The organism is Variovorax sp. GW821-FHT10B04, assembly GCF_059415645.1.
This window is the reverse complement of sequence record NZ_JBWKNQ010000015.1, coordinates 22,634-48,867: the sequence shown is the minus strand read 5'-3', so window position 1 is coordinate 48,867 and position 26,234 is coordinate 22,634. Positions and strand designations below refer to the sequence as shown.

22 protein-coding genes are annotated in these 26,234 nt (G+C 65.6%); 19 read left to right on the top strand and 3 right to left on the bottom strand.

What is annotated here, in order from left to right; all coding sequences use genetic code 11:
• Positions 1-17: 17 nt before the first annotated feature.
• The 6 genes from AC07PZ_RS27785 (at position 18) to AC07PZ_RS27760 (ending at position 6,220) form a co-directional block, all read left to right on the top strand.
• Positions 18-1,109, top strand: coding sequence for a putative 2-aminoethylphosphonate ABC transporter ATP-binding protein (locus tag AC07PZ_RS27785; protein WP_495298402.1), 1,092 nt, complete (start codon positions 18-20; stop codon positions 1,107-1,109).
• A 41-nt stretch (positions 1,110-1,150) separates the two neighbouring features.
• A complete protein-coding gene (locus tag AC07PZ_RS27780) occupies positions 1,151-2,863 on the top strand; it encodes a putative 2-aminoethylphosphonate ABC transporter permease subunit (protein WP_495298401.1) in 1,713 nt (570 codons plus the stop codon).
• Entirely contained in the window at positions 2,860-3,549 is a 690-nt protein-coding gene (locus tag AC07PZ_RS27775; protein WP_495298400.1) for an HAD family hydrolase, read from the top strand. Before AC07PZ_RS27780 ends, AC07PZ_RS27775 begins: the two co-directional genes overlap by 4 nt.
• Positions 3,550-3,557: 8 nt before the next feature.
• Positions 3,558-4,676, top strand: a complete 1,119-nt coding sequence (locus AC07PZ_RS27770) for a TIGR03364 family FAD-dependent oxidoreductase (protein ID WP_495298399.1) — start codon at positions 3,558-3,560, stop codon at positions 4,674-4,676.
• Positions 4,677-4,710: 34 nt separating this feature from the next.
• Positions 4,711-5,526 carry a phosphonoacetaldehyde hydrolase gene (gene phnX / locus AC07PZ_RS27765; protein ID WP_495298398.1) on the top strand — a complete coding sequence of 272 codons (816 nt, stop codon included), beginning with the start codon at positions 4,711-4,713 and terminating at the stop codon, positions 5,524-5,526.
• 133 nt (positions 5,527-5,659) lie between these two features.
• Positions 5,660-6,220: a fasciclin domain-containing protein gene (locus AC07PZ_RS27760; protein ID WP_495298397.1), complete on the top strand. Its 561-nt coding sequence runs from the start codon at positions 5,660-5,662 to the stop codon at positions 6,218-6,220.
• A 22-nt stretch (positions 6,221-6,242) separates the two neighbouring features.
• Here the strand turns inward: AC07PZ_RS27760 and AC07PZ_RS27755 are convergent, their stop codons facing one another.
• Positions 6,243-7,151: a DNA ligase gene (locus AC07PZ_RS27755; RefSeq protein ID WP_495298396.1), complete on the bottom strand. Its 909-nt coding sequence runs from the start codon at positions 7,149-7,151 to the stop codon at positions 6,243-6,245.
• Between the two features lie 91 nt (positions 7,152-7,242).
• On the bottom strand, positions 7,243-8,037 hold the full coding sequence (fabI, locus tag AC07PZ_RS27750; protein ID WP_495298395.1) for an enoyl-ACP reductase FabI: 795 nt from the start codon (positions 8,035-8,037) through the stop codon (positions 7,243-7,245).
• A gap of 37 nt (positions 8,038-8,074) precedes the next feature.
• Between fabI and AC07PZ_RS27745 the strand changes: the two genes are divergently transcribed.
• The 12 genes from AC07PZ_RS27745 to AC07PZ_RS27690 all read left to right on the top strand — a co-directional run bounded on the left by AC07PZ_RS27745 (position 8,075) and on the right by AC07PZ_RS27690 (position 24,260).
• A complete protein-coding gene (locus AC07PZ_RS27745; RefSeq protein ID WP_495298394.1) occupies positions 8,075-9,871 on the top strand; it encodes an extracellular solute-binding protein in 1,797 nt (598 codons plus the stop codon).
• Positions 9,872-9,881: 10 nt separating this feature from the next.
• Complete coding sequence (locus tag AC07PZ_RS27740; RefSeq protein ID WP_495298393.1) at positions 9,882-10,916, top strand: microcin C ABC transporter permease YejB; 1,035 nt, start codon at positions 9,882-9,884, stop codon at positions 10,914-10,916.
• 100 nt (positions 10,917-11,016) lie between these two features.
• Complete coding sequence (locus AC07PZ_RS27735) at positions 11,017-12,048, top strand: ABC transporter permease (RefSeq protein ID WP_495298518.1); 1,032 nt, start codon at positions 11,017-11,019, stop codon at positions 12,046-12,048.
• A complete protein-coding gene (locus AC07PZ_RS27730) occupies positions 12,045-13,670 on the top strand; it encodes an ABC transporter ATP-binding protein (RefSeq protein ID WP_495298392.1) in 1,626 nt (541 codons plus the stop codon). The genes AC07PZ_RS27735 and AC07PZ_RS27730 overlap by 4 nt, the downstream gene beginning before the upstream one ends.
• 17 nt (positions 13,671-13,687) lie before the next feature.
• A complete protein-coding gene (locus AC07PZ_RS27725) occupies positions 13,688-14,899 on the top strand; it encodes a YbfB/YjiJ family MFS transporter (RefSeq protein WP_495298391.1) in 1,212 nt (403 codons plus the stop codon).
• Positions 14,900-15,048: 149 nt separating this feature from the next.
• Positions 15,049-15,711 carry a ribosome maturation factor RimP gene (gene rimP, locus AC07PZ_RS27720; RefSeq protein ID WP_495298390.1) on the top strand — a complete coding sequence of 221 codons (663 nt, stop codon included), beginning with the start codon at positions 15,049-15,051 and terminating at the stop codon, positions 15,709-15,711.
• Positions 15,712-15,728: 17 nt separating this feature from the next.
• A complete protein-coding gene (nusA, locus tag AC07PZ_RS27715; protein ID WP_495298389.1) occupies positions 15,729-17,213 on the top strand; it encodes a transcription termination factor NusA in 1,485 nt (494 codons plus the stop codon).
• Positions 17,214-17,237: 24 nt separating this feature from the next.
• Complete coding sequence (infB, locus tag AC07PZ_RS27710; protein WP_495298388.1) at positions 17,238-20,156, top strand: translation initiation factor IF-2; 2,919 nt, start codon at positions 17,238-17,240, stop codon at positions 20,154-20,156.
• A 21-nt stretch (positions 20,157-20,177) separates the two neighbouring features.
• A complete protein-coding gene (gene rbfA, locus AC07PZ_RS27705) occupies positions 20,178-20,549 on the top strand; it encodes a 30S ribosome-binding factor RbfA (protein ID WP_495298387.1) in 372 nt (123 codons plus the stop codon).
• 2 nt (positions 20,550-20,551) lie between these two features.
• The gene (gene truB, locus AC07PZ_RS27700) at positions 20,552-21,520 is read left to right on the top strand and encodes a tRNA pseudouridine(55) synthase TruB (RefSeq protein ID WP_495298386.1); all 969 of its coding nucleotides are present in this window, start codon (positions 20,552-20,554) and stop codon (positions 21,518-21,520) included.
• On the top strand, positions 21,517-23,343 hold the full coding sequence (gene typA / locus AC07PZ_RS27695) for a translational GTPase TypA (protein ID WP_495298385.1): 1,827 nt from the start codon (positions 21,517-21,519) through the stop codon (positions 23,341-23,343). The genes truB and typA overlap by 4 nt, the downstream gene beginning before the upstream one ends.
• Before the next feature lie 32 nt (positions 23,344-23,375).
• Positions 23,376-24,260, top strand: coding sequence for a DMT family transporter (locus tag AC07PZ_RS27690; RefSeq protein WP_495298384.1), 885 nt, complete (start codon positions 23,376-23,378; stop codon positions 24,258-24,260).
• Here the strand turns inward: AC07PZ_RS27690 and AC07PZ_RS27685 are convergent.
• Positions 24,208-25,152: a DMT family transporter gene (locus AC07PZ_RS27685; RefSeq protein WP_495298383.1), complete on the bottom strand. Its 945-nt coding sequence runs from the start codon at positions 25,150-25,152 to the stop codon at positions 24,208-24,210. The genes AC07PZ_RS27690 and AC07PZ_RS27685 overlap by 53 nt on opposite strands.
• Before the next feature lie 119 nt (positions 25,153-25,271).
• Here AC07PZ_RS27685 and AC07PZ_RS27680 point away from each other — a divergent pair, with 119 nt between their 5' ends.
• Positions 25,272-26,192, top strand: a complete 921-nt coding sequence (locus AC07PZ_RS27680; protein WP_495298382.1) for a LysR family transcriptional regulator — start codon at positions 25,272-25,274, stop codon at positions 26,190-26,192.
• Positions 26,193-26,234 lie beyond the last annotated feature (42 nt).

Below are 26,234 nucleotides of genomic sequence, written 5' to 3'. Positions count from 1 at the left end.
GAGACCGCCCTGAACACATGAACGACGCCACCTACCTCGAGCTCCGGCGCATCCGGAAGAGCTTCGGCAGTTTCACCGCGCTGGACGACATCGATCTGACGATCCGTCGGGGCGAGTTCGTGTGTTTCCTCGGGCCTTCGGGTTGCGGCAAGACCACGCTGCTGCGGATCATTGCCGGGCTGGAAACGCAGACCGCCGGCACCATCCTGCAGGCCGGCCGTGACATCTCCGTCGAACCGCCGGCCGGGCGCGACTACGGGATCATGTTCCAGTCGTACGCGCTGTTTCCCAACCTGAGCATCGCGGACAACGTGGCCTACGGGCTGGTCAATCGCAAGCAGTCGCGCGCGCAGGTGGCGCCGCGGGTGGACGAATTGCTGCAGCTGGTCGGCCTGCCTGGCAGCGGCGCCAAGTATCCGTCGCAGATGTCGGGTGGCCAGCAGCAGCGCATCGCGCTGGCACGTGCACTGGCGACGTCGCCGGGGCTGCTGCTGCTCGACGAGCCGTTGTCTGCGCTCGACGCGATCGTCCGCGTGCATCTGCGCAACGAGATCCGCGCGCTGCAACGCAAGCTGGGTGTGACGACGATCATGGTGACGCACGACCAGGAAGAAGCGCTGTCGGTGGCCGACCGCATCGTCGTGATGAACCACGGCGTGATCGAGCAGGTCGGCACGCCGATGCAGGTCTACCGCGAGCCGGCGTCGCCCTTCGTGGCCGATTTCGTCGGCAAGGTGAACCGGCTGGCCGCGGTGGCCGAAGGCGATCACTGGTTCCGCTGCGGCGACATGCGCCTGCATTGCAAGCCCGAGGCCGGCGCGGATTTCCGGCCCGGACGCGAAGTGTCGCTGTACCTGCGCCCCGAAGACCGGGTCGTCGACGGCGTGCGCGACGACGATCCGATGCGCTGCACGGGCACCGTGCGGCACGTTGAATTCCTGGGCAGCAACTGCCTGGCCGAGGTCGCCGTCGACGGTATTCCCGGCCAGCCGCTGCAGTTGCAGTTCTCGCTCAACCAGATGGACGAGTTCGACGTGCGCGAGGGCAACACGCTGCGCTTCGCGTTGCGTGCCGATCGTTTGCGCGTGTTTCCCGTGGCGGCTGGATGAGCCATGTTCCAGCGCCCCAATTTCCTGCGGACCGCGTCGCCATGCCGGCCATCCTGAAGGCGCCTGCGCTCAAGCAGCGCGTTCACTGGAGCGACCGCATCGCGCATGTCGCGCTCGTCGGCATGGTGCTGTTGCTGGTCGTCGGGCTGGTCATGCCGCTGTTGCTGATCCTGTCCAAGGCGATCGAAGGGCAGGACGGCGGCGCGTCGGCCGGCTTCGGTGCCTTCACCGCCTATCTGGCGTCGCCGGCATTGCTCCAGAGCCTGTGGCACAGCGTCTGGGTCTCGGTGATGGTCACGCTGATCGTGGTGCCGCTGGCCTTCACCTTCGCCTATGCGCTCACGCGCAGCTGCATGCCGTTCAAGGGCCTGTTCCGCACGATCACGCTGCTGCCGCTGCTCGCGCCGTCGCTGCTGTCGGCCATTTCGCTGATCTACTGGTTCGGCAACCAGGGCGTCGCCAAGGACTTCTGGCTCGCGCTCGGTTTCGACAGCATCTACGGTGCGCCGGGCATCGTGCTGGCGGAGTGCTTCGCCGCGTTCCCGCACACGTTGATGATCCTGGTGACCGCGCTCACGCTGGCGGACGCGCGGCTGTATGAAGCGGCCGACGCGCTGGGCACCAGCACGCTGCGCAAGTTCTTCACCATCACACTGCCGGGCGCCAAGTACGGGCTGATTTCCGCCGCGCTGGTCACCTTCACGCTGGTCATCACCGACTTCGGCGTGCCCAAGGTCGTCGGCGGCAACTTCAACGTGCTGGCGACCGACGTGTTCAAGTTGGTGATTGGCCAGCAGGACTTCCAGCGTGGCGCGGTGGTCGCCTTGCTGCTGCTGACGCCGGCCGCATTCACCTTCGCGATCGACTATTTCGTGCAGCGCAAGCAAACCTCGACGCTGAGCGCGCGCGCGGTGCCGCTCACGCCGAAGCCGGCGCGCCGCTTCGACCTGGCGATGACCGCGTACTGCATGCTCATTGCGGCGCTGATGCTCGCGATGTTCTGCATGGCGGTGTTCGCCTCTTTCGCGACGCTCTGGCCCTACAACCTCACGCCGAGCCTGGTGCACTACGTGTCGGGCCTGGTCGATGCGGAACTCGGCGACGCGATGATCAACAGCCTGAAGCTCGCGGCCTGCACGGCGGTGTTCGGCACCATCGTCGTGTTCGTCGGCGCGTACATGCTCGAGAAGACGCGCGGCCTCGACTGGGCGCGGCCGATGATCCGCCTGATGGCGATGCTGCCGATGGCCGTGCCAGGCCTGGTGCTCGGCCTGGGCTATATCTTCTTCTTCAATGCGCCGGCCAATCCGCTGAACTTTCTCTACCAGAGCACCGCCTTGCTGGTGCTCTGCACGATCATCCATTTCTACACGACCGGCCACTTGACGATGGTGACCGCGCTGAAGTCGATCGATCCCGAATTCGAGGCGGTGTCGGCTTCGCTCAAGGTGCCGTTCTACAAGACCTTCTGGCGCGTCACGCTGCCGATCTGCCTGCCGACGCTGCTGGACGTGTCGCGCTATTTCTTCATCAACGCGATGACGACGATCTCGGCGGTGGTCTTCCTGTATTCGCCCGACACCAAGGTGGCTGCCGTGGCGATCCTGAACCTCGACGAGGCCGGCGAGAGCGGCCCGGCCGCGGCCATGGCGGTGCTGATCGCGGCGACTTCCACCGTCGTCACGCTGCTGTACCTGGCGTTCGGCAAGCTGGTCGACCGGCGCACGCAGCGCTGGAGGGCGCCCGCCCGATGAGCCGGCTTGCGCTGTTCGACCTCGACAACACGCTGCTCAACGGAGACAGCGAGGTGTTGTGGGGCGAGTTCCTGGTGGCGCAGGGCGTGCTCGGTCGCGATTTCGCCGAGCGCAACGCCGAGATGGACCGGCGCTACTTCGCCGGCGAGGCCGCGCCCGCCGATTTCTGCGAATTCTTCGCGAGCACCTTGGCGGGGCGCAGCGCCGCGCAATGGGAGCCCCTGCGGCAAGCGTTCATGGCCCAGGTCATCCGCCCTAGATTGCCGACGGCCGCGTTTGCGCTGGTCGGCCAGCATCGTGCGCAGGGCGACCAACTGGTACTGACCAGCGCCACCAGCCGCTTCCTGATCGAGCTCACGGCCGCGGAGCTCGGCTTCGATCACCTGATTTCGACCGAGCTGCAGGTTCAGCCTGATGGCTGCTTTGCCGGCACGACCGAGGGAACGCTCAACATGCGCGAAGGCAAGGTGACGCGTCTGCGCAGCTGGCTTGCCGATCACGCCATGCCAGCCGACGAGGCGCTGCGGCAGGCGACCTTCTACAGCGACTCCATCAACGACCTGCCATTGCTGCTGGCGGTCGGCCAGCCGGTGGCGGTCGACCCCGATCCCCAACTGGCACAGGAAGCGTTGCGGCGTCACTGGCCGGTGCTGCGGCTTCCGCGCAGCGACATCTTTCGCCCCTGAGACATCCAATGAAAACGAACTTCGATCTCATCGTCGTCGGCGCCGGCATCGTCGGCCTGGCGCACGCCTATACCGCGGCCAAACGGGGCCTCGAGGTCTGCGTGGTCGAGCGCGACGCGGCCTGCGTCGGTGCATCGATCCGCAACTTCGGCTTCGTCACCGTCACCGGCCAGGGCGCGGGCGACACCTGGCGCCGCGCCCGGCGCGCGCGCGAAGTCTGGGGCGAGGTCGCACCGCAGGCCGGCATCGCGGCGCTGCACCACGGGCTGTTCCTGACCGCGTTCCGGCCGATGGCGCTCGACGTGCTCGAGGAGTTCATGGCCACGCCGATGGCCGACGGCTGCGAACTGCTCGACGTGGCGGAGGCCGCCCGGCGCGCGCCGGTGCTGCAGCTCGATGGCGCGCAGGGCGTGCTCTACAGCCCGCACGAGATGCGCGTCGAGTCGCGCACCGCGATCGGCCTGCTGGCCCGCTGGCTGGCCGAATCGATGGGCGTGACCTTCCGCTTCGGCGAAGCGGTGCTCGAGGTCGCGACCCCGAGGGTTCGCACATCGCGCGCCACGCTGCACGCCGAGCGCGTTGCGGTTTGCACCAACACCGACCTGAATGGACTGTTCGCCGAGCGGATCACACCGCATGGGCTGCGCCTGTGCCAGCTCCACATGCTTCGGGTCCAGCCCGAACAGGGCTTCAAGCTGCCGGGTTCGGTCATGGCCGACCTGAGCCTGGTGCGCTATCACGGCTACAGCAAGCTGCCGGCCGCCGCCAGACTGCTCGAGCAGATGAAGCGGGAAGAGGGCGAGTCGCTCGACCATGGCATCCACCTGATCGTGGTCCAGAGCGCCGACGGTTCGCTGGTGGTCGGCGATTCGCACCACTACGGCCCGGTGCTCGAACCCTTCGCCGACCAGCATGTCGACGACCTGATCCTGCGGCATCTGCACGAGACGCTGAAGCTGCAGGAAGCGCGGGTGACGGAGCGCTGGGTCGGTACCTATCCTTCGTCGCCAAGCACCGATTGCCTGATCGATCAGCCGGACGACGCCACGCGGCTGGTGCTGGTCACCAGCGGCACCGGCGCTAGCACGGCCTTTGGCATCGCGGAAGAAGTCTTCAACGCCTGGTGATACGGCCAGCGGCCATCCTCAAGGGAAACAACACATGACATCCAGCACACCCCGCCTGAGCGCCGTCGTCTTCGACTGGGCCGGCACCATCCTCGACTTCGGCTCCTGCGCGCCGATGGGCGCCTTCGTGCGCCTGTTCGAGAAGTTCGACATCACGCTGACCATCGACGAGGCACGCGGCCCGATGGGCATGGCCAAGTGGGACCACATCCAGGCGCTGGGCCGCCTGCCCGGCATCGCGGCGCAGTGGGAGAAGCGCTACGGCAAGCCCTTCGGCAATGCCGACGTGGACCATCTCTATGAAGTCTTCACGCCGATGAATGCCGCCGTGGTCGCGGACTTCGCCGACTTCATTCCCGGTGCCGTCGAGATGGTCGACACGCTGCGTGCGCGCGGCCTGAAGATCGGGTCGACCACCGGCTACAACCGGCCGATCATGGACATCGTGACGCCGATCGCCGCAGCCGGCGGCTACGTGCCCGACAACCTGGTCTGTGCCGGCGACCTGGCCGCGGGCCGGCCGTCACCGCTGATGATGTACCGCACCTTCGCCGATATCGGCGTCTGGCCGCCGTCGACCGTGGTGAAGGTCGACGACACCGGCGTCGGCGTCGAGGAAGGGCTGAACGCGGGCACCTGGACGGTCGGCCTCGCGGTCAGCGGCAATGCGGTGGGACTGCCGCTCGCCGACTGGCAGGCGCTCGACGCCGCCACGCAAGCGGCGCTGCGCGCGACCGCCACGGCCAAGCTCAAGGCCGCGGGTGCGCACTACGTGATCGACAGCGTGGCCGATCTGCTGCCTGTGCTCGACGACATCGAAGCCAGACTGGCGCAGGGCATGAAGCCCTGAGCCTGTGAGACGCCTTCGGCGCTGAAATACAGCGTTGCGTTCGGCGCACGAATCTGTCGTTCCGGGGGCACCGTATTGGTTGCAGCCGCCGCTTTTCGCGGTGGTCCATCCAGCAATCATCCGGAGCTTTTCAATGAACATCAGATTCCATCGCCTTGCCGCCGCCACCCTCGCCGTGGCGCTCAGCGCAGGGGCCTATTCCGCCATGGCTGCCACGGTGATGGTGGGCGGTGCGCCGATGTATCCGACGAAGGACATCATCGACAACGCGGTGAACTCCAAGGACCACACGACGCTGGTCGCCGCCGTGAAAGCTGCCGGCCTGGTCGATACGCTCAAGGGACCGGGGCCGTTCACCGTGTTCGCGCCAACCAACAAGGCCTTCGACGCGCTGCCGGCCGGCACGGTCGACACGCTGCTCAAGCCCGAGAACAAGGGCACGCTGACGTCGATCCTCACCTACCACGTGGTGGCCGGGAAGCTCGACACGGCCGCGCTGAAGAAGCAGATCAAGGAAGGCAAGGGCAGCGCCACGCTGACCACCGTCGCTGGCGGCACGCTGGTTGCCAAGACCAAGGGCGGCAAGGTGATGATCACCGACGAAAAGGGCGGCACCGCGACCGTGACCACGGCCAACGTCTACCAGTCGAACGGCGTGATCCACGTGGTCGACAAGGTGCTGCTGCCCAAGTGACCTGGCGGAGCGGGTGCAGCCTCTAGCGCGGTGCGTCTTCGCGGATGCGCAGGAAGCGTGCGAAGCGCGGCAGGCCGCTCGGGTTGCTGCCGTTGTAGCGGTAGGTGACCCAGCTGCCGATGGGTGGCGGCTGGTCACGCTGCGCGTCGGTGAGTCCGCCGCCCAGCTTGAAACGCTGGCCGTTGGGCATCTCGACCAGCATCGCACCCAGCCGTGCCGAATGCCGTCCCTTGCCGGGAATGTGTGCGACGACGCGGGCTTCCGCATCGTCATAGGGCTTGAACTTGAGCAGGTCGCCGGTGCGCTCGCCGCGGTACGGCGAGGCACCGCGATGCAGCATCAGGCCTTCAGCGCCGCCCTTCACCGCCTTGTCGAGCAGCGCCTGCAGCGCCGCATGCGTGGTGGCCCGCTGCTGCGGAACGGGCACGACCCAGGACGCGGCTGGGATCGGCAGCAATTGCCGCAGCGCGGCAAGGCGCGCGGTGAAGTCGCCCGGCTGTGCGGGCAGGTCGAACACCATGAAACGGATTTCGCGCCACGCCGCGTCGTTGGGCGACTGGCTGCGCACGGTGGAGACGGCTTCGTCGAAACGACCGCGACCGGCCCAGAGTTCGCCGTCCATCGGAATGCGCGGCAGATTGGCCGTGAACCAGGCTGGCGTGATCACCGGTTCGCCGCCGCGGGTCCACAGCCGGGTGCCGTCCCAGTAGCCGCGCACGCCATCGTATTTTTCGCTGACCCAGTAGTCGTCGAGCGACATGCCCTGCCGATAGACCTCGGCCAGCATCAGCTGCGGCGGCGCCTTGGACGCCGATGCCGCCGCTCGCGCACGCACGGCGAAAGGCAGAACCAGTGCGGTGCCCAGCGCCGCGAGAAAGCGCCGGCGAACGGCGGACGAGGGGCCTCTGTCGGCCCGCGGATACGGTGTCATCTTTTTCCTCCCTGAAAAGGCATGGACGCATGCTGGGCTGCGTCCTGCCGCCCGCTGTTGCGGGTCGGCGCCTGTCTTTCTATGCCTGAACTCAGTCGGCGGCGGCCTCCGCCAACCCGCCGACCACCTGGCTGAAGCCGCCGTCGACATAGGTGATTTCCGCCGTCACGCCGCCTGCGAGGTCGCTCAGCAGGAAGGCGGCGACATTGCCTACGTCGTCGATCGTCACGTTGCGGCGGATCGGCGAGGCCGCGGCCACGGCCGGCAGCAGCTTGCCGAAGCCCTTGATGCCGCTGGCGGCCAGCGTCTTGATCGGGCCGGCGCTGATGCCGTTGACGCGCATGCCCTTGGGGCCGAGCGATTCGGCCAGGTAGCGCACGGAAGCTTCGAGCGACGCCTTGGCCAGGCCCATCGTGTTGTAGTTCGGCACCGAGCGGATGGCGCCGAGGTAGGTCAGCGTGAGCAGTGCCGACTTGGGGTTCAGGTAGGGCAGCGCGGCCTTGGCCATCGCGGGGAAGCTGTAGGCGCTGATGTCGTGCGCGATCTTGAAAGCCTCGCGCGACAAGCCTTCGAGGAAGTCGCCGGCAATGGCCTCGCGCGGCGCGTAGCCGATGCTGTGCACGAAGCCGTCGAAGGTCGGCCAGGTCTGCGCGAGATCGGCGAAGAGTTTTTCGATCTGGGCATCGTCACCCACGTCGCAATCGAATATCAGCTTCGAATCGAAGTCGGCAGCGAATTCGGTGATACGGTCCTTGAAGCGCTCGCCGACATAACTGAAGGCGAGCTCGGCGCCTTGCGCATGGCAGGCCTTGGCGATGCCGTAGGCGATGGAGCGGTTGCTCAGCACGCCGGTGATCAACAGTTTTTTGCCGGAAAGAAAGCCCATGAAGTTGCCTTGTGAAAATCTTGGGCAGAATTCTCGCATGCGAGCCTGGCTGCTTTTTCTGTTGGCGTTCTCGGCAGCCCCTTCGTGGGCCGCCCTTGCCTACGCACAGTTCGGCGATGTGAAGTACCCACCGGGCTTCACCAACTTCAGCTACGTGAATCCACAGGCGCCCAAGGGCGGCGAGATCCGCCTGGTGCCGCCGACACGCCCGACCAACTTCGACAAGTTCAACCCGTTCACGCTCAAGGGCACCGCGCCGTATGGCATCGGCTCGCTGATGATAGAGAGCCTGCTGACAGGCAATGCCGAGGAGCCGACCACCGCCTACGGCCTGCTGGCCGAGGACGTGGAGGTCGCGGCGGACAAGCGATCGGCCACCTTCCGCATCAACCCGCGAGCGCGATTCAATGACGGGACGCCGGTGCTGGCGGCCGACGTGGTGCATTCCTTCAAGACGCTGACGGGCAAGCTGGCGGCACCGCAATTCCGCACCATCTATGCCGAGGTGAAGGACGCCACCGCCATCGACGAGCGCACGGTGCGCTTCGATTTTTCGAGCCCGAACCCCGAGCTGCCGCTGGTGGTGGGCGGCATGGCGGTCTTCAGCCGCGCCTGGGGACAGGGCAAGCCCTTCGACCAGATCACGACCGACGTACCGATCGCCTCCGGCCCGTACAAGATCGCGAATCCGCGCATGGGCCGCGACATCACCTACGTACGGGATCCGGCCTACTGGGGCGCGGAGCTGCCGGTGCGCAAGGGCATGTTCAATTTCGATCGGGTCACCTTCAAGATCTACCTGGACGACACCTCCCGCTTCGAGGGCCTGAAGGCCGGCGAATACGACTTCATGCGCGAATTCACCTCGCGCAACTGGGCGCGCCAGTACACCGGCAAGCAGTTCGCCTCGGGCGAATTGAAGAAGCAGGCCTTCGAGAACCGCAATCCCGGCGATTTCCAGGGCTACGTCTTCAACGTGCGCAATCCGAAGTTCAAGGACATCCGGGTGCGGCAGGCGATCGGCCTGGCGATGGACTTCGAGTGGCTCAACAAGCAGCTGTTCTACGGCATCTACAAACGGGTCGACGGTTATTTCCCCAACAGCGAATTCCATGCGCAAGGCTTGCCGAAGCCGGACGAGCTCGCGTTGCTGGAGCCGCTGCGCGCCCGGTTGCGACCGGAGGTGTTCGGTCCGGCGGCGCTGTCGCCGAGCACCGCACCACCCGGCAGCCTGCGCGACAACCTGCGCAAGGCACGCGGCTTGCTGGAGGAGGCGGGCTGGACCTACCGCGACGGCGCGCTGCGCGACGCAAAGGGCGAAGCCTTCACCATCGAGTTCCTGAACGACCAACCTTCGCTGATCCGTGTCGCCACGCCATTCCAGACAGCGCTCCAGAAACTCGGTATCCAGATGAATTTCCGGACGGTCGACTTCTCCTTGTCGCAGCAGCGGATGGACAACTTCGACTTCGAGATGACCACCGTTCGCTTGCCCGGCAGCACCGCGCCGGGGGGTGAACTGCTGGAGTTGTACGGTTCCAAGGCCGCTGCGACCCACGGCTCGTCGAACATCTGGGGCATCGCCGATCCGGCCGTCGATGCGCTGCTCCAGAAGGTGGTCGGTGCCACCACGCGGCCTGAACTCGGGGCCGCGCTGCGGGCGCTCGACCGGGTGCTGTCGCACGGCTACTACTCCGTGCCGCAGTACTACGGCGACGCCTTCCTGATCGGCTATCGGCCGCGGCCCTTCGTGCTGCCGCCGACCATTCCGCCTTATTACCAGCCCGACACCTGGGCGATCAGCACATGGTGGGCGTCGCCCGCCAACAAATAGATCGGTATCGATGGCGAGCTACATCCTCAAACGCCTGCTGTTGATGGTGCCGACGCTGTTCGGCGTGCTGCTGCTGACCTTCGTCGTGATCCAGTTCGTGCCGGGCGGCCCGGTCGAGCAGATGGTCGCGCAGTTGCAGGGCCGGGATTCGGGTGGCGAACGCGCCGCCAGTTCCGGCGCCGGCTATCGAGGCCGGCAAGGGCTGGACGAGAAGCGCATCGAGGAGATCAAGCAGCTCTACGGCTTCAACAAACCGCCGGTCGAGCGTTTCTGGCAGATGCTGAAGTCCTTTGCGCGCTTCGACCTGGGCCAGAGCTTCTACCAGCGCAAGGCGGTATGGGAACTGGTCAAGGAGAAGATGCCGGTGTCGATCAGCCTCGGCCTCTGGACCTTCTTCATCAGCTACCTGATCGCGGTGCCGCTGGGTGTTGCCAAGGCCGTCCGCGCCGGCTCGCGCTTCGACTTCCTGACGACGCTGGTTGTGCTCGTCGGCTATGCGATTCCGGGCTTCGTGCTCGGCGTCGCGCTGCTGGTGATCTTCGGCGGCCAGCTCCAGTGGTTTCCGCTGCGGGGGCTGACCTCGTCCAACTGGGAGTCGCTGAGCTGGGGCGGCAAGGTGGTCGACTACCTCTGGCACATCGCATTGCCGATCACGGCGATGGTGCTCGGCAGCTTTGCGGTGACGGCCATGCTGACCAAGAACTCATTTCTCGAGGAGATCCGCAAGCAGTACGTGCTGACGGCGCGCGCCAAGGGGCTGAGCGAGCGGCAGGTGCTGTGGAAGCACGTGTTCCGCAACGCGCTGATCCCGATCATCACGGGCTTCCCGGCGGCCTTCATCGGCGCCTTCTTCACGGGCTCGCTGCTGATCGAGACGCTGTTCTCGCTCGACGGACTTGGGCTGCTCAGTTATGAGAGCGTGATCCGGCGCGACTATCCGGTCGTGCTGGGCACGCTCTATCTTTTCACGTTGATCGGCCTGGTGACCAAGCTGATCAGCGATCTCTGCTACGTCTGGGTGGATCCGCGTGTCAAATTTGACTGACCCCCCCGAAGCGGCCGCTGGTCGCCTCCCCCCCGGGGGGACGCCGCTGGAGGACCGGCGGAGCCGGATCCTCGGCGGCTCTGGTCTGGGCAGCAATGCATTGCCGGCGGCCTTGTCGCCGGGGCGCCGTGCGTGGCTGCGCTTCAAGCGCAACCGGCTCGGCTTCTGGAGTCTGGTGATCTTCTCGGTGCTGGTCGTGCTGAGCCTGTTCGCCGAAGTGCTGTCGACCGACCGGCCCCTGGTCGTGCGCTACGAGGGGCAAACCTATTTCCCGGTGCTGCGCGAATATTCGGAGAAGACTTTCGGCGGCGACTTCGAGACACCGGCCGATTACCTCGACCCGTTCATCCGCCAGCGCATCACGCAGGGCGGCAACTGGGCAATCTATGCGCCCAACCCGTACGGGCCGAAGACGCTCAATTACTTCGCGACCTCGCCCAATCCCGCGGCGCCGTCGCGCGAAAACTTCTTCGGTAGCGACGATCGCGGCCGTGACCTGCTGGCGCAACTGATCTACGGCTTCCGCGTGAGCGTGCTGTTCGCGCTGGCGCTGACCTTCATCGGCGTGGTGCTGGGCGTGATCACCGGTGCGATCCAGGGCTTCTTCGGCGGCAAGACCGACCTGGCCTTCCAGCGCTTCATCGAGATCTGGGGCTCGATGCCGGAGCTCTACTTGCTGATCATCTTCAGCGCGATCTTCGCGCCCAGCGTGGCTTTGCTGCTGGTGCTGCTGAGCCTGTTCGGCTGGATGGGCCTGTCGGATTACGTGCGGGCCGAGTTCCTGCGCAACCGGCAGATGGACTACGTGCGTGCCGCGCGTGCGCTGGGCGTGGGCAACCTGCAGATCATGTGGCGCCACATCCTGCCGAACAGCATGACGCCGGTCGTGACCTTCCTTCCGTTTCGCATGAGCGCCGCCATCCTTGCGCTGACTTCACTCGATTTTCTCGGGTTGGGCGTGCCGCCGGGCACGCCGTCGCTCGGCGAGCTGTTGAGCCAGGGCAAGGCCAACATCGACGCCTGGTGGATCTCGCTGTCGACCTTCGGCGTGCTGGTCGTCACGCTGATGCTGTTGACCTTCATGGGCGATGCGTTGCGCGATGCCCTGGACCCGCGAAAGGCCGAGAAATGAACGCGCCGATCTCGTCGCCGTTGCTCGATGTTCGCGGCCTCCGCGTCGCCTTTGGCGGAAAAGAGGTCGTGCATGGCATCGACTTCCATATCGCGCCGGGCGAGAAGCTGGCACTCGTCGGCGAATCCGGCTCTGGCAAGAGCGTGACGGCGCTGAGCCTGCTTCGGCTGGTGCAGAACGCCGATCTCTCGGGGCGCGCGACGTTCGGCGGCCTCGAGGGTGGCCAGGCGCGCGATCTGCTGGCGCTGCCCGAGCGAGCGCTGCGCGGTGTCCGCGGCAAAGAGATCGCGATGATCTTCCAGGAGCCGATGACTGCGCTGAACGCGCTCTACAGCGTGGGCGACCAGATCGCGGAAGTGCTCGAACTGCACGAAGCGCTGTCGAAGCGCGATGCGCAGGCCGCCGCCGTGCAACTGCTGGCCGATACGGGCATTCCCGAGCCGGCGCGGCGGGCGAGGGCGCTGCCGCACCAGCTGTCCGGCGGGCAGCGGCAGCGCGCGATGATCGCGATGGCGCTCGCCTGCAAGCCGCGCCTGCTGCTCGCAGACGAGCCGACCACCGCACTCGACGTGACGGTGCGCGCGCAGATCCTCGAGCTGCTGGCCGGCTTGCAGCGCCGCTACGGCATGGCCGTGCTGCTCATCACACACGACCTGAACCTGGTCCGCCGCTTCGCCGACCGCGTGGCGGTGATGGAGAGCGGGCACATCGTCGAGCAGGGCGAGGTGGCGAGCGTGTTCGACGCGCCGAGGCATCCCTACACACGCAAGCTGATCGACAGCCGGCCCGTGCGCGAGGTTGCTGCGCTGCCGGACGCGCAGGCCGCGCCGGTGCTGTCGGCCGACGCATTGCGTGTGAGCTATCCGGTTCCGCGACCCGGCATCGCCGGCTGGTTTCGCAAGGGTGCGTTCGTGGCGGTCCAGGGCGCCGATTTCCGTATCGCGCCCGGCGAGACGCTTGGCGTGGTCGGCGAATCCGGCTCGGGCAAGTCGACGCTGGCGTTGGCAGCGCTCGGCCTGCTGCCGCACGGCGGTGAATTGAATGTCACGGGCAAGACCTGGGGCATGGGGCGCGCGTCCGACCGTGCGCTGCGCCGCACGATGCAGGTGGTCTTCCAGGATCCATTTTCGTCGCTGTCGCCACGCATGACGGTCGAGGAGATCGTCGGCGAGGGGCTGACCGTGCACGAGCCCGGAATCGGCGCCGAGGCGCGACGCGGCCGCGTCCTTGCTGCGTTGGCCGACGTCGGGCTGACGGAAGCGCAATTTCCTGCGCTGCTGTCGCGCTATCCGCACGAGTTCTCGGGCGGGCAGCGCCAACGGCTGGCGATTGCACGGGCGCTGATCGTCGACCCGCAGCTGCTGGTGCTCGACGAGCCGACCAGCGCGCTCGACGTGACCATCCAGAAGCAGGTGCTGGGCCTGCTGCAACGCCTGCAGCGCGAGCGCGGGCTGAGTTATCTGCTCATCACCCATGACGTCGAGGTGATCCGCGCGATGGCGCACCAAGTCATCGTCATGAAGGACGGCGCCATCCTGGAATCCGGCCCGGTCGATCGCGTGATCGATGCGCCCGAACATCCCTACACCCGGACGCTGGTGGCTGCGGCACTGGCTGATTGAAAGCAGAAGAACACTGAATGTCGAATATCGGATATGACCGCCGCGGTGCCTGGCGCGCCGCGCTGGCGTGCATGGTGACGCTTGCGGTGGCGATGGGGCTTGGGCGTTTCGCCTTCACGCCGATGCTGCCCATCATGCTGCACGAGGGAAAGCTGGATCTGCAGGAGGGCGGCCTGCTGGCGTCGCTCAACTACCTGGGCTACTTCGTCGGGGCGTTGTCGTGCGCATCGATCCGCCTCCGGCCCGTTTTCATGGTGCGGATGGCGCTCCTGGCGACGGCGGCGTTGCTGCTCGGCATGGGGTTGTTCCACGGCTTTACCGTCTGGAGCGTGCTGAGGACCGCTGCCGGCGCCGTGAGTGCCTGGGCCTTTGTCTTCGCTTCGGGCTGGGGCTCCCGCCGCTTGGCCGAGAGCGGCGCGCCGGCGCTTGGCGGCGTGATCTTCACCGGCCCCGGCATCGGCATCGCGGCGACCGGGCTGCTTGGCGGCGTGATCGGACGCTGGGGCTCGGATGCGGCCTGGATCGGTTTTGGCCTGGTCGCCGTGGCACTGACCGCCGTGATCTGGCGCGTGTTCAACGACGGCGCAACGACCACCACTGGAAAATCGACGGCTGGAGCCTCGGCCGCTCCTGTTGCCGTCGGCAATGCAGCCGCGGCGCGGTCGGACGCGCGTTGGCTGGTCGGGCTCTACGGTCTGGCCGGCTTCGGCTACATCATCACCGCGACTTTTCTGCCGGTGATCGCCCGGCAGGCGCTGCCCGGCTCGAGCTGGCCCGATCTGTTCTGGCCGCTGTTCGGCGTGGCGGTGGTGCCGGGCGTGCTCATCGGTGCGCGTGCGCCCCTGCATTGGGACAACCGCCTCTTGCTGGCCGCCGGTTTCCTGATGCAGGCGGTCGGCGTGGTGTTGTCGGTCGTGTGGCCTACGATCGCGGGGTTCGCGGTCGGTAGCCTGCTCCTGGGCCTGCCTTTCACCGCGATCACCCTGTTCGCAGTGCGGGAAGCGCGTCGACTGCACGGCAATGCCGCTGCCGGGCTGATCGGCTATGCCACGGCGTCGTACGGGGTCGGGCAGATCGTCGGCCCCTTGTTCGCTGCGCCGCTGGTGCACCGCACGGGCTCGTTCAATGTTCCGTTGCTCGCCGCGGCGGGTGCGTTGGCGGTCGGCGCCCTGCTGTTCATCTGGGTCTGGCGCCGTTCCGCGAACGCGCTCAAAGTGGCTTCCATTTAGAGGCCGCCGTATTTAAACGCAATTGGCATATAATTCGAGGCTCACGACCAAACGGGCGGGTACTTACCGCCCGTTTTTTTATGGGTCGACGCATTCTCGATGACGCAGGCGGGCGGATATCGGGCAACACCAAAGGCGAACAAATACACGTGGCATTGCAGCAGACAGTGGAACAAACCGTGGCCGGTCTCGGTTACGACCTGGTCGAGATCGAACGCTCGGCGGGCGGATTGCTGCGTGTCACGATTGATTTGCCCTGGCATGCCCCCACTTCGGAGGCTGCAGCGGCTGGTTTGCCCGAGCCGTTCGTGACGGTCGAGGACTGCGAAAAGGTCACGCGCCAGCTCCAGTTCGCGCTGGAGGTGGATGGTGCCGAATACAAGCGGCTCGAGGTTTCCTCGCCGGGCATCGATCGGCCGCTGCGCAACGAGCAGGATTTCGAGCGTTTTGTCGGCGAGGTGATCGATATCACGCTCAAGGCGCCGATGGGTGCCGCAGCAGGGGGGCTGGTGTCGGCCTCCCGCAAGAAGTTTCGCGGCACGCTGGAGCGTGCCGAAGGCGGGAGTGGCTGGCAGATCGTCTGGAGCCAGGAGCCCGAAGGCAAGCCGGCGCCGAAGCCCGGGCAAAAAGTCAGCAAGAAGCGCGCGCCTGCACCGTTGCAGGCGCTTGGTTTTGTATTGGGCGAATTGCGCGAGGCCCGGCTCGCCCCGATCGTGGATTTCAAGGGCCGCAAGGCTAGAGCCCCCGAGGGTTCTGCAGACAAAACCCCAACGGGTTTTTCGGATATTGGCGGCACGGAAGTGTCGGACTGAAAGAGGAGCGTAGTGGCATGAATCGCGAAATGTTGATGTTGGTGGATGCGATCTCGCGCGAAAAGAACGTCGAGCGCGACGTGGTCTTTGGCGCGGTCGAATCAGCGCTGGCGCAAGCGACCAAGAAGCTCTATCCGGGCGATGTGGACATTCGCGTCGCCGTCGATCGCGACAGCGGCGACTACGAAACCTTCCGCCGTTGGCACGTCGTTCCCGATGAAGCGGGCCTGCAGTTGCCCGAGCAGGAAATCCTTCTGTTCGAAGCCAAGGAAGAGATGTCGGACATCGAGGTCGGCGAGTACATCGAAGAAGCGGTGGACTCGGTGCCGATCGGCCGTATCGGCGCGATGGCTGCCAAGCAGGTCATCCTGCAGAAGATCCGTGACGCCGAGCGCGAAATGCTGCTCAACGACTTCATGTCGCGTGGTGACAAGATCTTTGTCGGCACCGTCAAGCGCCTGGACAAGGGCGACATCATCGTCGAAGCCGGCCGCGTCGAAGGACGCCTGCGCCGCAGCGAGATGATCGCCAAGGAAAACCTGCGCAACGGCGACCGGGTTCGCGCCATGATCATGGAAGTGGATCTGACGCTGCGCGGTGCGCCGATCATCCTCTCGCGCTCGGCGCCGGAATTCATGATCGAGCTGTTCCGCCAGGAAGTGCCTGAGATCGAGCAGGGCCTGCTCGAGATCAAGAGCTGCGCCCGTGACCCGGGTTCGCGCGCCAAGATCGCCGTGCTCTCGCACGACAAGCGGGTCGACCCGATCGGCACCTGCGTCGGCGTGCGCGGTACGCGTGTCAATGCCGTGACCAACGAACTTGCTGGCGAGCGCGTCGATATCGTGCTGTGGTCCGAGGACCCTGCGCAGTTCGTGATCGGCGCCTTGGCGCCTGCCAATGTGTCTTCGATCGTGGTCGACGAAGAAAAGCATGCCATGGACGTGGTGGTCGACGAGGAAAACCTCGCGATCGCGATCGGCCGTGGCGGGCAGAACGTTCGCCTGGCCTCCGACCTGACCGGTTGGAAGATCAACATCATGGACGCCAGCGAATCGGCGCAGAAGCAGGCCGCTGAGACCGACTCCAGCCGCAAGCTCTTCATGGAAAAGCTCGATGTGGACGAGGAAATCGCCGACATCCTGATCAACGAAGGTTTCACCAGCCTCGAGGAAGTGGCCTATGTGCCCATCTCCGAGCTGCTCGAGATCGAAAGCTTCGATGAGGACACGATCAATGAGCTGCGCTCGCGTGCAAAGGACGCGTTGCTCACGATGGAAATCGCCAAGGAAGAGAGCGCGGAGGGCGTTTCGCAGAATCTGCGCGACCTCGAAGGACTCGATCCCGAACTCATTCCGAAATTGGCCGAGGCGGGTGTCCACACCCGTGACGACCTGGCCGACCTCGCGGTCGATGAACTCACCGAGATCACCGGCCACAGTGCCGATGACGCCAAAGCCCTCATCTTGAAAGCCCGCGAACATTGGTTCGCTGGCCAAGCGTGATGGTCATGGAGGCACGAACCACATATGTCCAGCACCACTGTCGCCGAGTTCGCTAACGAGCTCAAGAAGACCCCCGAAACCCTGCTTGACCAGCTCAAGAGCGCGGGCGTGCCCAAGGCCGCGCCGACTGATGCGCTCACGGAGTCCGACAAGCAGCGCCTGCTCGGTTTCCTGAAGGCCAGCCACGGCACCGCCGAGCCCGAGCGCAAGAAGATCACGCTCGTCAAGAAGTCGACCAGCGAAATCAAGCAGGCCGACGCCACTGGCCGTGCCCGCACGATCCAGGTGGAAGTGCGCAAGAAGCGCACCTTCATCCAGCGCGACGACAGCCCCGGCGTGCCTGAGAGCGCGGAAGCCGAAGCGCCCGCTGCGCCGCCGGCCGAGCCCAAGGTCGACACGGCGGAACTGACGCGTCGCGAGGAAGAGGCGCGCCGCCAGGCGGAGCTCATCCGGCGCCAGGAAGAAGAGCTGAACGAAAAGCGCCGCCAGCGCGAAGAGGCCGAGGCGCGTGAGCGCGAGCGTGTCGAGCGCGCGGAACAGCAGGCCAAGGCCGAAGCCGAACGGCGCGCCGCTGCAGCAGCGGCCGAAGCGGCTGCTGCACAAAAGCGCAATGCAGCCCCTCCGGCGGCCCCGACGGCGTCTGCCGTCGCCGCGACCGCTGCGGCCGAAAGCAAGGCAGCTGCTGTTGCGCAGGCCAAGGAAGATGCACGGGCCAAGGTCGAAGCCGAATCGAAGGCGCGTGCCGACGAAGAAGCTGCGCGCGCCAAGGATCTGGACGAGCGTCGTCGCAAAGCCTTGGCGGAAGCCGAAGCCATCCGCGCGATGATGAATGCGCCGGCACGCGTGCTGGTGCCGCACAAGGCGCCCGAGAAGCCGGCGCCCGCGGCCAAGACGGCCAGTGTCAAGGGCACGCTGCACAAGCCAGCCACGCCGGCTGCACGTCCAGGGGCGCCTGCCGCTCCTGCGGCAGCTGCTGCCGCGGCGCCCGGTGCAGGCAAGGAAGTCAAGTCTGCCAAGCTTTCGTCCAGCTGGGCGGGTGATCCGGCCAAGAAGAAGGAAATCAAGACGCGCGGTGACGCCAGCGGTGGCGTCGGGCGCGGCAACTGGCGCGGAGGCCCGCGCGGTCGCCGCGGCAACGACCGCGGAGGTCCGGAGGAGCATGTCCAGGCAGCGCCGGTCGAAGCCCGCGTGCTCGAAGTGCATGTGCCTGAAACCATCACCGTGGCCGAACTGGCCCACAAGATGGCCGTCAAGGCGCAGGAAGTCATCAAGCAGCTCATGAAGCTGGGCATGATGGCGACCATCAACCAGTCGCTCGACCAGGACACCGCGATGATCATCGTGGAAGAAATGGGCCACAACGCGGTGGTTGCGGCGCTCGACGATCCGGAAGCCTTCACGGACGAGGACGTCAGCGCCCAGGTGGCTGAAGCCCTGCCGCGTGCGCCGGTCGTGACCGTGATGGGCCACGTCGACCACGGCAAGACCTCGCTGCTGGACTACATCCGCCGTGCCAAAGTGGCTGCGGGCGAAGCAGGGGGCATCACCCAGCACATCGGTGCGTACCACGTGCAAACCGAACGCGGCATGGTGTCCTTCCTCGACACCCCGGGTCACGAGGCGTTCACCGCCATGCGTGCCCGCGGTGCGCAGGCTACCGACATCGTCATCCTCGTGGTGGCGGCCGACGACGGCGTGATGCCGCAGACCAAGGAAGCCATCAAGCACGCGAAGGCGGCAGGTGTGCCGATCGTGGTTGCGATCAACAAAGTCGACAAGCCCGATGCCAACCTGGACCGCGTGAAGCAGGAACTGGTGGCCGAAGAAGTCGTGCCTGAAGAGTACGGCGGCGACGTGCCGTTCGTTCCGGTGTCGGCCAAGACCGGCCAGGGCATCGATGAACTGCTCGAACAGGTGCTGCTGCAAGCCGAAGTGCTGGAACTCAAGGCGCCGGTCGATGCCGCTGCCAAGGGTCTGGTCATCGAAGCGCAGCTCGACAAGGGCCGTGGTCCTGTCGCAACCGTGCTCGTTCAGTCCGGTACGCTCAAGACCGGCGACGTGGTCCTGGCTGGTTCGACCTATGGCCGCGTGCGCGCCATGCTCGACGAGAACGGCAAGGCGATCAAGTCGGCCGGTCCGTCGATTCCGGTGGAAATCCAGGGTCTGACCGAAGTGCCGCAAGCGGGCGACGAGTTCATGGTGATGGCCGACGAACGTCGGGCGCGCGAAATCGCGACTTACCGTGCCGGCAAGTTCCGCAACACCAAGCTGGCCAAGCAACAGGCAGCCAACCTGCAGAACATGTTCACCGACCTGTCGGCGGGCGAAGTGCAGACGCTGCGGCTCATCATCAAGGCCGACGTGCAGGGTTCGCAGGAAGCACTGGCGCAGTCGCTGCTCAAGCTGGCGACCGAAGAAGTCAAGGTGCAGATGGTGTACGCCGGTGTCGGCGGCATCAGCGAAAGCGACATCAACCTCGCGATCGCCTCCAAGGCCATCGTGATCGGCTTCAATGTCCGTGCCGATGCGGGTGCGCGCAAGCTGGCCGAGAGCAATGGCGTTCAGCTGAACTACTACAGCATCATCTACGACGCCGTGGATGAAGTGAAGGTGGCGATGTCCGGCATGCTGGCACCCGAGCGGCGTGAAGAGATCATCGGTTCGGCCGAGATCCGCACGGTGTTCGTGGCTTCCAAGATCGGTACGGTCGCGGGTTCGTACATCACCTCGGGGTCTGTCAACCGCAGTGCGCATTTCCGCCTGCTGCGCGACAACGTGGTGGTCTACACGGGCGAAATCGACTCGCTGAAGCGCCTCAAGGACGATGTCCGAGAAGTGCGCGAAGGCTTCGAGTGCGGTATCAAGCTCAAGAACTACAACGACATCAAAGAAGGCGATCAGCTCGAATTCTTCGAGATCAAGGAAATCGCACGGACGCTGTAAGCGTCGACTGCAACGCTGCCCATGCCCAAAAGAAAAGCTGCTGCCCCCAATCGCGCGTTCAAGGTTGCCGATCAGATCCAGCGGGATCTGACGGAGCTGATCGCGCGCGAGTTGAAGGACCCGCGCGTGGGCATGGTCACGATCCAGGCGGTCGAGGTCACCCCCGACTATGCGCACGCCAAGATCTTCTTCAGTCTGCTGGTCGGCGACCCGGTCGAGACGACCGAGGCGCTGAACCAGGCTGCAGGTTTTCTGCGCAACGGCCTGTTCAAGCGCCTGCAGATCCACACCGTGCCGACGCTGCATTTCCTGTTCGACCGCACCACCGAGCGTGCGGCCGACATGAACGCGCTCATCGCACAGGCCGTCGCCTCCCGCTCGAAAGAAGAGTAGGCATGAACGCGCCACGCACAAGGGTGCAGCGGCGCCCTGTGCATGGGGTGTTGTTGCTCGACAAGCCGCTGGGTCTTTCCAGCAATCAGGCCTTGCAAAAGGCCAAGTGGTTGCTGCGCGCCGAAAAAGCGGGTCATACGGGCACGCTCGATCCGCTCGCGACCGGTGTACTGCCGTTGTGCTTCGGTGCTGCAACCAAGTTCAGCCAATTGCACCTGGACGCCGACAAGACGTACGAAGCCACGGCGCGCCTGGGTGTGAAGACATCCACGGGCGATGCCGAGGGCGAGGTGATCGCCGAACGCGCCGTGCAGGTCACGCCAGATGATCTGGCGCGTGCCGAGGCGCGCTTCACCGGTCCGATCCGACAAGTGCCGCCCATGCACAGTGCGCTCAAGAAGGACGGCAAGGCGTTGTATGAATATGCTCGCGAAGGCATCGAAGTCGAGCGTGCCGCGCGCGACGTCGTGATCCACCAGCTGTCCGTTCGCGCGATCGATGCCGAGAACATCCGCATCGTTGCGATGGTCAGCAAGGGCACCTACATCCGCACGCTCGGCGAGGACATCGGCGAAGCGCTCGGTTGCGGCGCACACCTGACTTCGTTGCGCCGTGTGGCGACCGGTGGCTTCGGCGAAGCGCAGTGCGTGACGCTGGAGGCCCTGGAGGCGATGAGCGAGGACGAGCGGCTGGCGCAACTCCTGCCGGCTGAGTCCCTGGTGGCCGGCCACGGCCGCGTCACGCTGGGCACGGAAGATGCGGCGCGTTTCCTGTCCGGCCTGCGCCGTCGGGGCCAGTGGGCCGACGCCGAGGCGGTCGCCGTGTTCGGCCAGGAGCCGGCGGCTTTCCTGGGCACGGCCCATGTGACCGCCAACGAACTGATACCGGGGCGTTTGCTGAACCCCATCGAAATCCAGCAAATCCTTTTGAATGCATCCCTGAACGCATCTTCTTGCGAGACCACACCATGAGTACCAAGCAAATTCGCAATATCGCCATCATTGCCCACGTGGACCATGGCAAGACCACGATGGTTGACCAGCTGCTGCGCCAGTCCGGCACCTTCGCCGAGCACGAAAAAGTGGTGGACACGGTGATGGACAACAACGCCATCGAAAAGGAACGCGGCATCACGATCCTGGCGAAGAACTGTGCCGTGACCTGGGAAGGCACGCACATCAACATCGTCGACACCCCCGGCCACGCGGACTTCGGCGGTGAAGTCGAACGTGCGCTGTCGATGGTCGACGGTGTGGTTCTGTTGATCGACGCGCAGGAAGGCCCGATGCCGCAGACGCGCTTCGTGACCAAGAAGGCCCTGGCCCTTGGCCTGAAGCCGATCCTGGTCGTGAACAAGGTCGACAAGCCGGGTGCGAACCCGGACAAGGTGGTCAACGCCGCATTCGACCTGTTCGACAAGCTCGGCGCGACCGACGAACAACTCGACTTCCCGGTCGTCTACGCCTCCGGCATCAACGGCTGGTCGTCGCTGGAAGAAGGTGCTCCTGGCGAGCAGTGGGGCCCCGACATGTCGGCGCTCTTCAACACGATCCTGAAGCACGTGCCGTCGCAGAAGGGTGATCCCGCTGCGCCGCTGCAACTGCAGATTTCCGCGCTCGATTTCTCGACCTTCGTCGGCCGTATCGGCGTGGGCCGCATCAGCCAGGGCACGCTCAAGCCCATGACCGACGTGCTGGTCATGGAAGGTCCGGACGGCAAGTCCTTCAAGGGCCGCGTCAACCAGGTGCTGACGTTCCAGGGCCTGGACCGCGTGCAGTCGACCGAGGCCGGCCCGGGTGAGATCGTGCTGATCAACGGCATTGCCGACATCGGCATCGGCGTCACGATCACCGAGACGGCCAACCCGGCACCGCTGCCGATGCTGAAGGTCGACGAGCCGACGCTGACCATGAACTTCTGCGTGAACACCAGCCCGCTGGCCGGTCGCGAAGGCAAGTTCGTCACCAGCCGCCAGATCTGGGACCGCCTGCAGAAGGAACTGCAGCACAACGTGGCACTGCGCGTGAACGAGACCGACGAAGAAGGCATCTTCGAAGTCATGGGCCGCGGCGAACTGCACCTGACCATCCTGCTGGAAAACATGCGTCGCGAAGGTTTCGAGATGGCGGTTTCGAAGCCGCGCGTAGTGTTCCGCGACATCGACGGCGTCAAGAACGAGCCGATCGAAATGGTCACGGCCGACATCGAGGAAACCCATCAGGGCGGCGTGATGCAAGCCATGGGTGAGCGCAAGGGCGAGCTGATCAACATGGAATCGGACGGCCGTGGCCGCGTCCGCCTGGAATACCGCATTCCGGCACGCGGCTTGATCGGTTTCACCAACGAATTCCTGAACCTGACGCGCGGTTCGGGCCTGATCAGCAACATCTTCGACAGCTACGAGCCGCACAAGGGCGACATCGGTGGCCGCAAGAACGGCGTGCTGATCTCGATGGACGACGGTGAAATCTTCACCTACGCGCTGGGCAAGCTGGACGACCGCGGCCGCATGTTCGTGAAGGCGAACGATCCGGTGTACGAAGGCATGATCGTCGGCATCCACAGCCGCGACAACGACCTGGTGGTCAACGCCACCCGCACCAAGCAGCTGACCAACTTCCGCGTGAGCGGCAAGGAAGACGCGATCAAGATCACGCCGCCGATCGACCTCACGCTGGAATACGGCGTCGAGTTCATCGAAGACGACGAACTGGTCGAGATCACGCCGAAGAGCGTGCGCCTGCGCAAGCGCCACCTCAAGGAAAGCGACCGCAAGCGCGCCAGCCGCGAATAAGCGGTTGTCGCCGGGCTGACCGAGTGAGTGCCATGACGCATGGCCGCGCGGTCGGGCTCATGGTGGCCGTGACCCTGATGTGGGGCACGGCCGGCATGATCACCCGCCATCTCGAGGTTGCCCGCAGCTTCGAGGTGACCTTCTGGCGCAGCCTGTTCACGGCGCTGGCGCTGCTGGTTGTGTTGCCGCTCTGGCGCGGCCGGGCGGTATTCACGTCGTTGCGTACCGGCGGCGTGACGCTCTGGGTGTCCGGCCTGTGCTGGGCCGTGATGTTCACCGCGTTCATGGTGGCGTTGACGCTGACTTCCACAGCCAATGTGCTGGTCACGATGGCGGTCGGCCCGCTTTTCACTGCATTGGCCGCGCGCCTTTTCATCGGCCATCGCTTGTCCGGACGCACGTGGGGGGCGATCGCGGTCGCCGGCGCGGGTATCGGCTGGATGTACGGACGCCAGTTCGCCGAGGGTTCCGTGCTCGGTACCGCCGTCGCGCTTTGCATTCCCATGGCGCTCGCCTGCAATTGGACGGTTTCCCAGCATGCCCGACACCTGGGGCGCGATGTCGATCTGCTGCCGGCCGTGCTGATCGGCGCTGCGCTTTCAGCGCTTGCGAGCCTGCCTTTTGCACGGCCGTTCCAGGCCAACGCGCACGACCTCGGCCTGCTGGCCTTTCTCGGCGTCTTTCAGCTCGCAATCCCTTGCTTGATGGCGGTGGTCTGCGCCCGTGTGCTTGCGGCGCCGGAAGTCGCACTGCTGGCGCTGCTCGAGGTGATTTTCGGCATCGCCTTCGCTTGGCTGGGCGCAGGCGAAGAGCCCGCACCCGCGGTGCTGCTGGGCGGCGCGCTCGTCATCGGTGCGTTGTCGGTCAACGAGGCTCTGAACATGCGAGCGCGGCGTCTGGCCCCTTCGGCCGGTTGAGACCCAACGCTTCGCGGCCGGAGGCCACCGAGGCGATCCATGCAGACGCGACGATCAGGCCGCCGCCAGCCCATCCGGCCATGGACATCGATTCACCCAGCCACACCATCGCGAACAGCGCACCGAAGATCGGTTCGCTGCCCATCAACAGGGCGACCCGGGTCGGGCTGCGGCGTTGGATCGCATGGTTCTGCGCGAAGAAGGCGAACAAGGTGCAGGCCAGCACGAGATAGAGCACGCAGGCCCAGAATCCGGGTTGGCCTTCGAGCGACGGCAGCGGTTGCCATTGGCTCGGCGCGAATGCCATGGCAATGATCAGGCTGCCAATGGCCACCACACCCGATTGCACGGCCGTGACCGACAGCGCGGGCAGACTGGGTGTCTTGCGCACGGCACGTTTCGTGGCACAGACGTTCAGTGCCCGCAGCAGTGCGGCAGCCACGATGAGCGCGTCACCTCGATTCGGCATGAATCCTTGCGCGCCTGAAAGCAGCAAGGCACCGACGAGCGACAGCAGTACTGCCGTCCATTCGGCACCTGCCGGACGGCGGCCGAGGAGCAGCCATTCGACGCAGGGCGTGAACACCACGCACAGGCTGATCAGCAATGCAGCATGGGTCGCCTGCGTGAGCAGCAGTCCGAAGGTTTCGCAGATGAAGACGCCGAGCAGCAGCGCTCCGGTGCCGGTCAGTCGCCACCACGTTCGCCAACCCGCTTGGCATAAAGGCCGTAGCGCAGGTAGCAGCAAAGCGAATGTGACACTGAACCGGAGCGCGAGCAGGCCGAGCACCGGATACACGACGAGCGCGGATTTGGCGATTCCATAGCTGCTGCCCCAGACGGCTGCCACGGCGAGCAACATCAGGTCGGGGAGTGCGGTGCGTAAGGTCATCAATGGCTCCGAAGGGAGCACGCATTGTTCGTTCATGCAGCCGGAAAGATAATGCCTCGCATCGGAACAACATTCATGTCCCAAGTGCACAGATCATTGAAGGCAGGCGAGGCAGCTCGATGAATCCAGCCGAACTGCTTGGCTTGCTGCCCGACCTCGCCGTATTCGCTCGCGTCGTCGACGCGGGCAGCTTCTCGGCGGCAGCCCAGCAACTCGGCAGTACCCCGTCCACGGTGAGCCGGCAAATCAAGCGGCTCGAAGAACGGCTCGGCGTGCGCCTGCTGGAGCGGTCGACGCGTCGGCTGCGGGTGACGGATTCGGGGGCGCAGGTGCACCGGCATTGCCGCGACATGATGGACGCGGCATCCGGTGCGGCCGACGCCGCAGGCGAATCGGCAAGCCGTGCACGTGGCCGTGTCAGCCTGAGCGCGCCGACTGCGTTTGCCAAGGCGGTACTGCATCCGCTGGTGCACGGTTTTCTCGATATGCACCCGGACGTGGATTTGCAGCTGGTGTTCACGGACCGGGATGTGGATCCCGTGGCCGATGACGTCGACCTGGTGATACGGCTGACCGACGACCCGCCCGCAGGACTCGCAGGGCGGCCCCTGGGTGTCGTTCGATGGGTTCTGTGCGCGTCTCCCGGATACCTGGCGGCCCGCGGGATGCCAGACACCCCGCGAGACCTGGCTGAGCACGACTGTTTGTATTTGGGCGAGAACCCCGACGACAGTCGCTGGCGTTTTCGCCGGGGTGCCGAGTCTGTTTCGGTGGGCGTGCACGGACGCTACGTCGTCAATCATGCGGGCGCCCGGCTCGAGGCGGCCGTCGCCGGTCTCGGCATTGCGAACTTGCCCGAATTCGCCGCCTTGGCCGCACTGCAGCGCGGAGACGTCGTGCGCGTGCTGCCCGAATGGACGCTGGACGCACGGGCCTATATCGGCACGATCTGGCTCCTGTATCCGCCCAATCGCTTTCTGCCACCCAAGGTGCGTGTGCTGATCGACCATCTGGTCGCGCGGCTCGCTCCAGCGGCGTAGCGAGCGCCCAAGAAAAAACCGGCACAGGGCCGGTTTTCTTCA

Coding starts and splice junctions, on each gene's coding strand:
- AC07PZ_RS27785 (WP_495298402.1), top strand. CDS start 18: ATGAACGACGCCACCTACCTCGAGCTCCGGCGCATCCGGAAGAGCTTC.
- phnX (WP_495298398.1), top strand. CDS start 4,711: ATGACATCCAGCACACCCCGCCTGAGCGCCGTCGTCTTCGACTGGGCC.
- AC07PZ_RS27680 (WP_495298382.1), top strand. CDS start 25,272: ATGAATCCAGCCGAACTGCTTGGCTTGCTGCCCGACCTCGCCGTATTC.
- AC07PZ_RS27775 (WP_495298400.1), top strand. CDS start 2,860: ATGAGCCGGCTTGCGCTGTTCGACCTCGACAACACGCTGCTCAACGGA.
- infB (WP_495298388.1), top strand. CDS start 17,238: ATGTCCAGCACCACTGTCGCCGAGTTCGCTAACGAGCTCAAGAAGACC.
- fabI (WP_495298395.1), bottom strand. CDS start 8,037: ATGGGCTTTCTTTCCGGCAAAAAACTGTTGATCACCGGCGTGCTGAGC.
- AC07PZ_RS27690 (WP_495298384.1), top strand. CDS start 23,376: ATGACGCATGGCCGCGCGGTCGGGCTCATGGTGGCCGTGACCCTGATG.
- AC07PZ_RS27730 (WP_495298392.1), top strand. CDS start 12,045: ATGAACGCGCCGATCTCGTCGCCGTTGCTCGATGTTCGCGGCCTCCGC.
- nusA (WP_495298389.1), top strand. CDS start 15,729: ATGAATCGCGAAATGTTGATGTTGGTGGATGCGATCTCGCGCGAAAAG.
- AC07PZ_RS27755 (WP_495298396.1), bottom strand. CDS start 7,151: ATGACACCGTATCCGCGGGCCGACAGAGGCCCCTCGTCCGCCGTTCGC.
- AC07PZ_RS27745 (WP_495298394.1), top strand. CDS start 8,075: ATGCGAGCCTGGCTGCTTTTTCTGTTGGCGTTCTCGGCAGCCCCTTCG.
- typA (WP_495298385.1), top strand. CDS start 21,517: ATGAGTACCAAGCAAATTCGCAATATCGCCATCATTGCCCACGTGGAC.
- AC07PZ_RS27740 (WP_495298393.1), top strand. CDS start 9,882: ATGGCGAGCTACATCCTCAAACGCCTGCTGTTGATGGTGCCGACGCTG.
- AC07PZ_RS27760 (WP_495298397.1), top strand. CDS start 5,660: ATGAACATCAGATTCCATCGCCTTGCCGCCGCCACCCTCGCCGTGGCG.
- AC07PZ_RS27780 (WP_495298401.1), top strand. CDS start 1,151: ATGCCGGCCATCCTGAAGGCGCCTGCGCTCAAGCAGCGCGTTCACTGG.
- truB (WP_495298386.1), top strand. CDS start 20,552: ATGAACGCGCCACGCACAAGGGTGCAGCGGCGCCCTGTGCATGGGGTG.
- AC07PZ_RS27685 (WP_495298383.1), bottom strand. CDS start 25,152: ATGACCTTACGCACCGCACTCCCCGACCTGATGTTGCTCGCCGTGGCA.
- AC07PZ_RS27770 (WP_495298399.1), top strand. CDS start 3,558: ATGAAAACGAACTTCGATCTCATCGTCGTCGGCGCCGGCATCGTCGGC.
- rbfA (WP_495298387.1), top strand. CDS start 20,178: ATGCCCAAAAGAAAAGCTGCTGCCCCCAATCGCGCGTTCAAGGTTGCC.
- AC07PZ_RS27725 (WP_495298391.1), top strand. CDS start 13,688: ATGTCGAATATCGGATATGACCGCCGCGGTGCCTGGCGCGCCGCGCTG.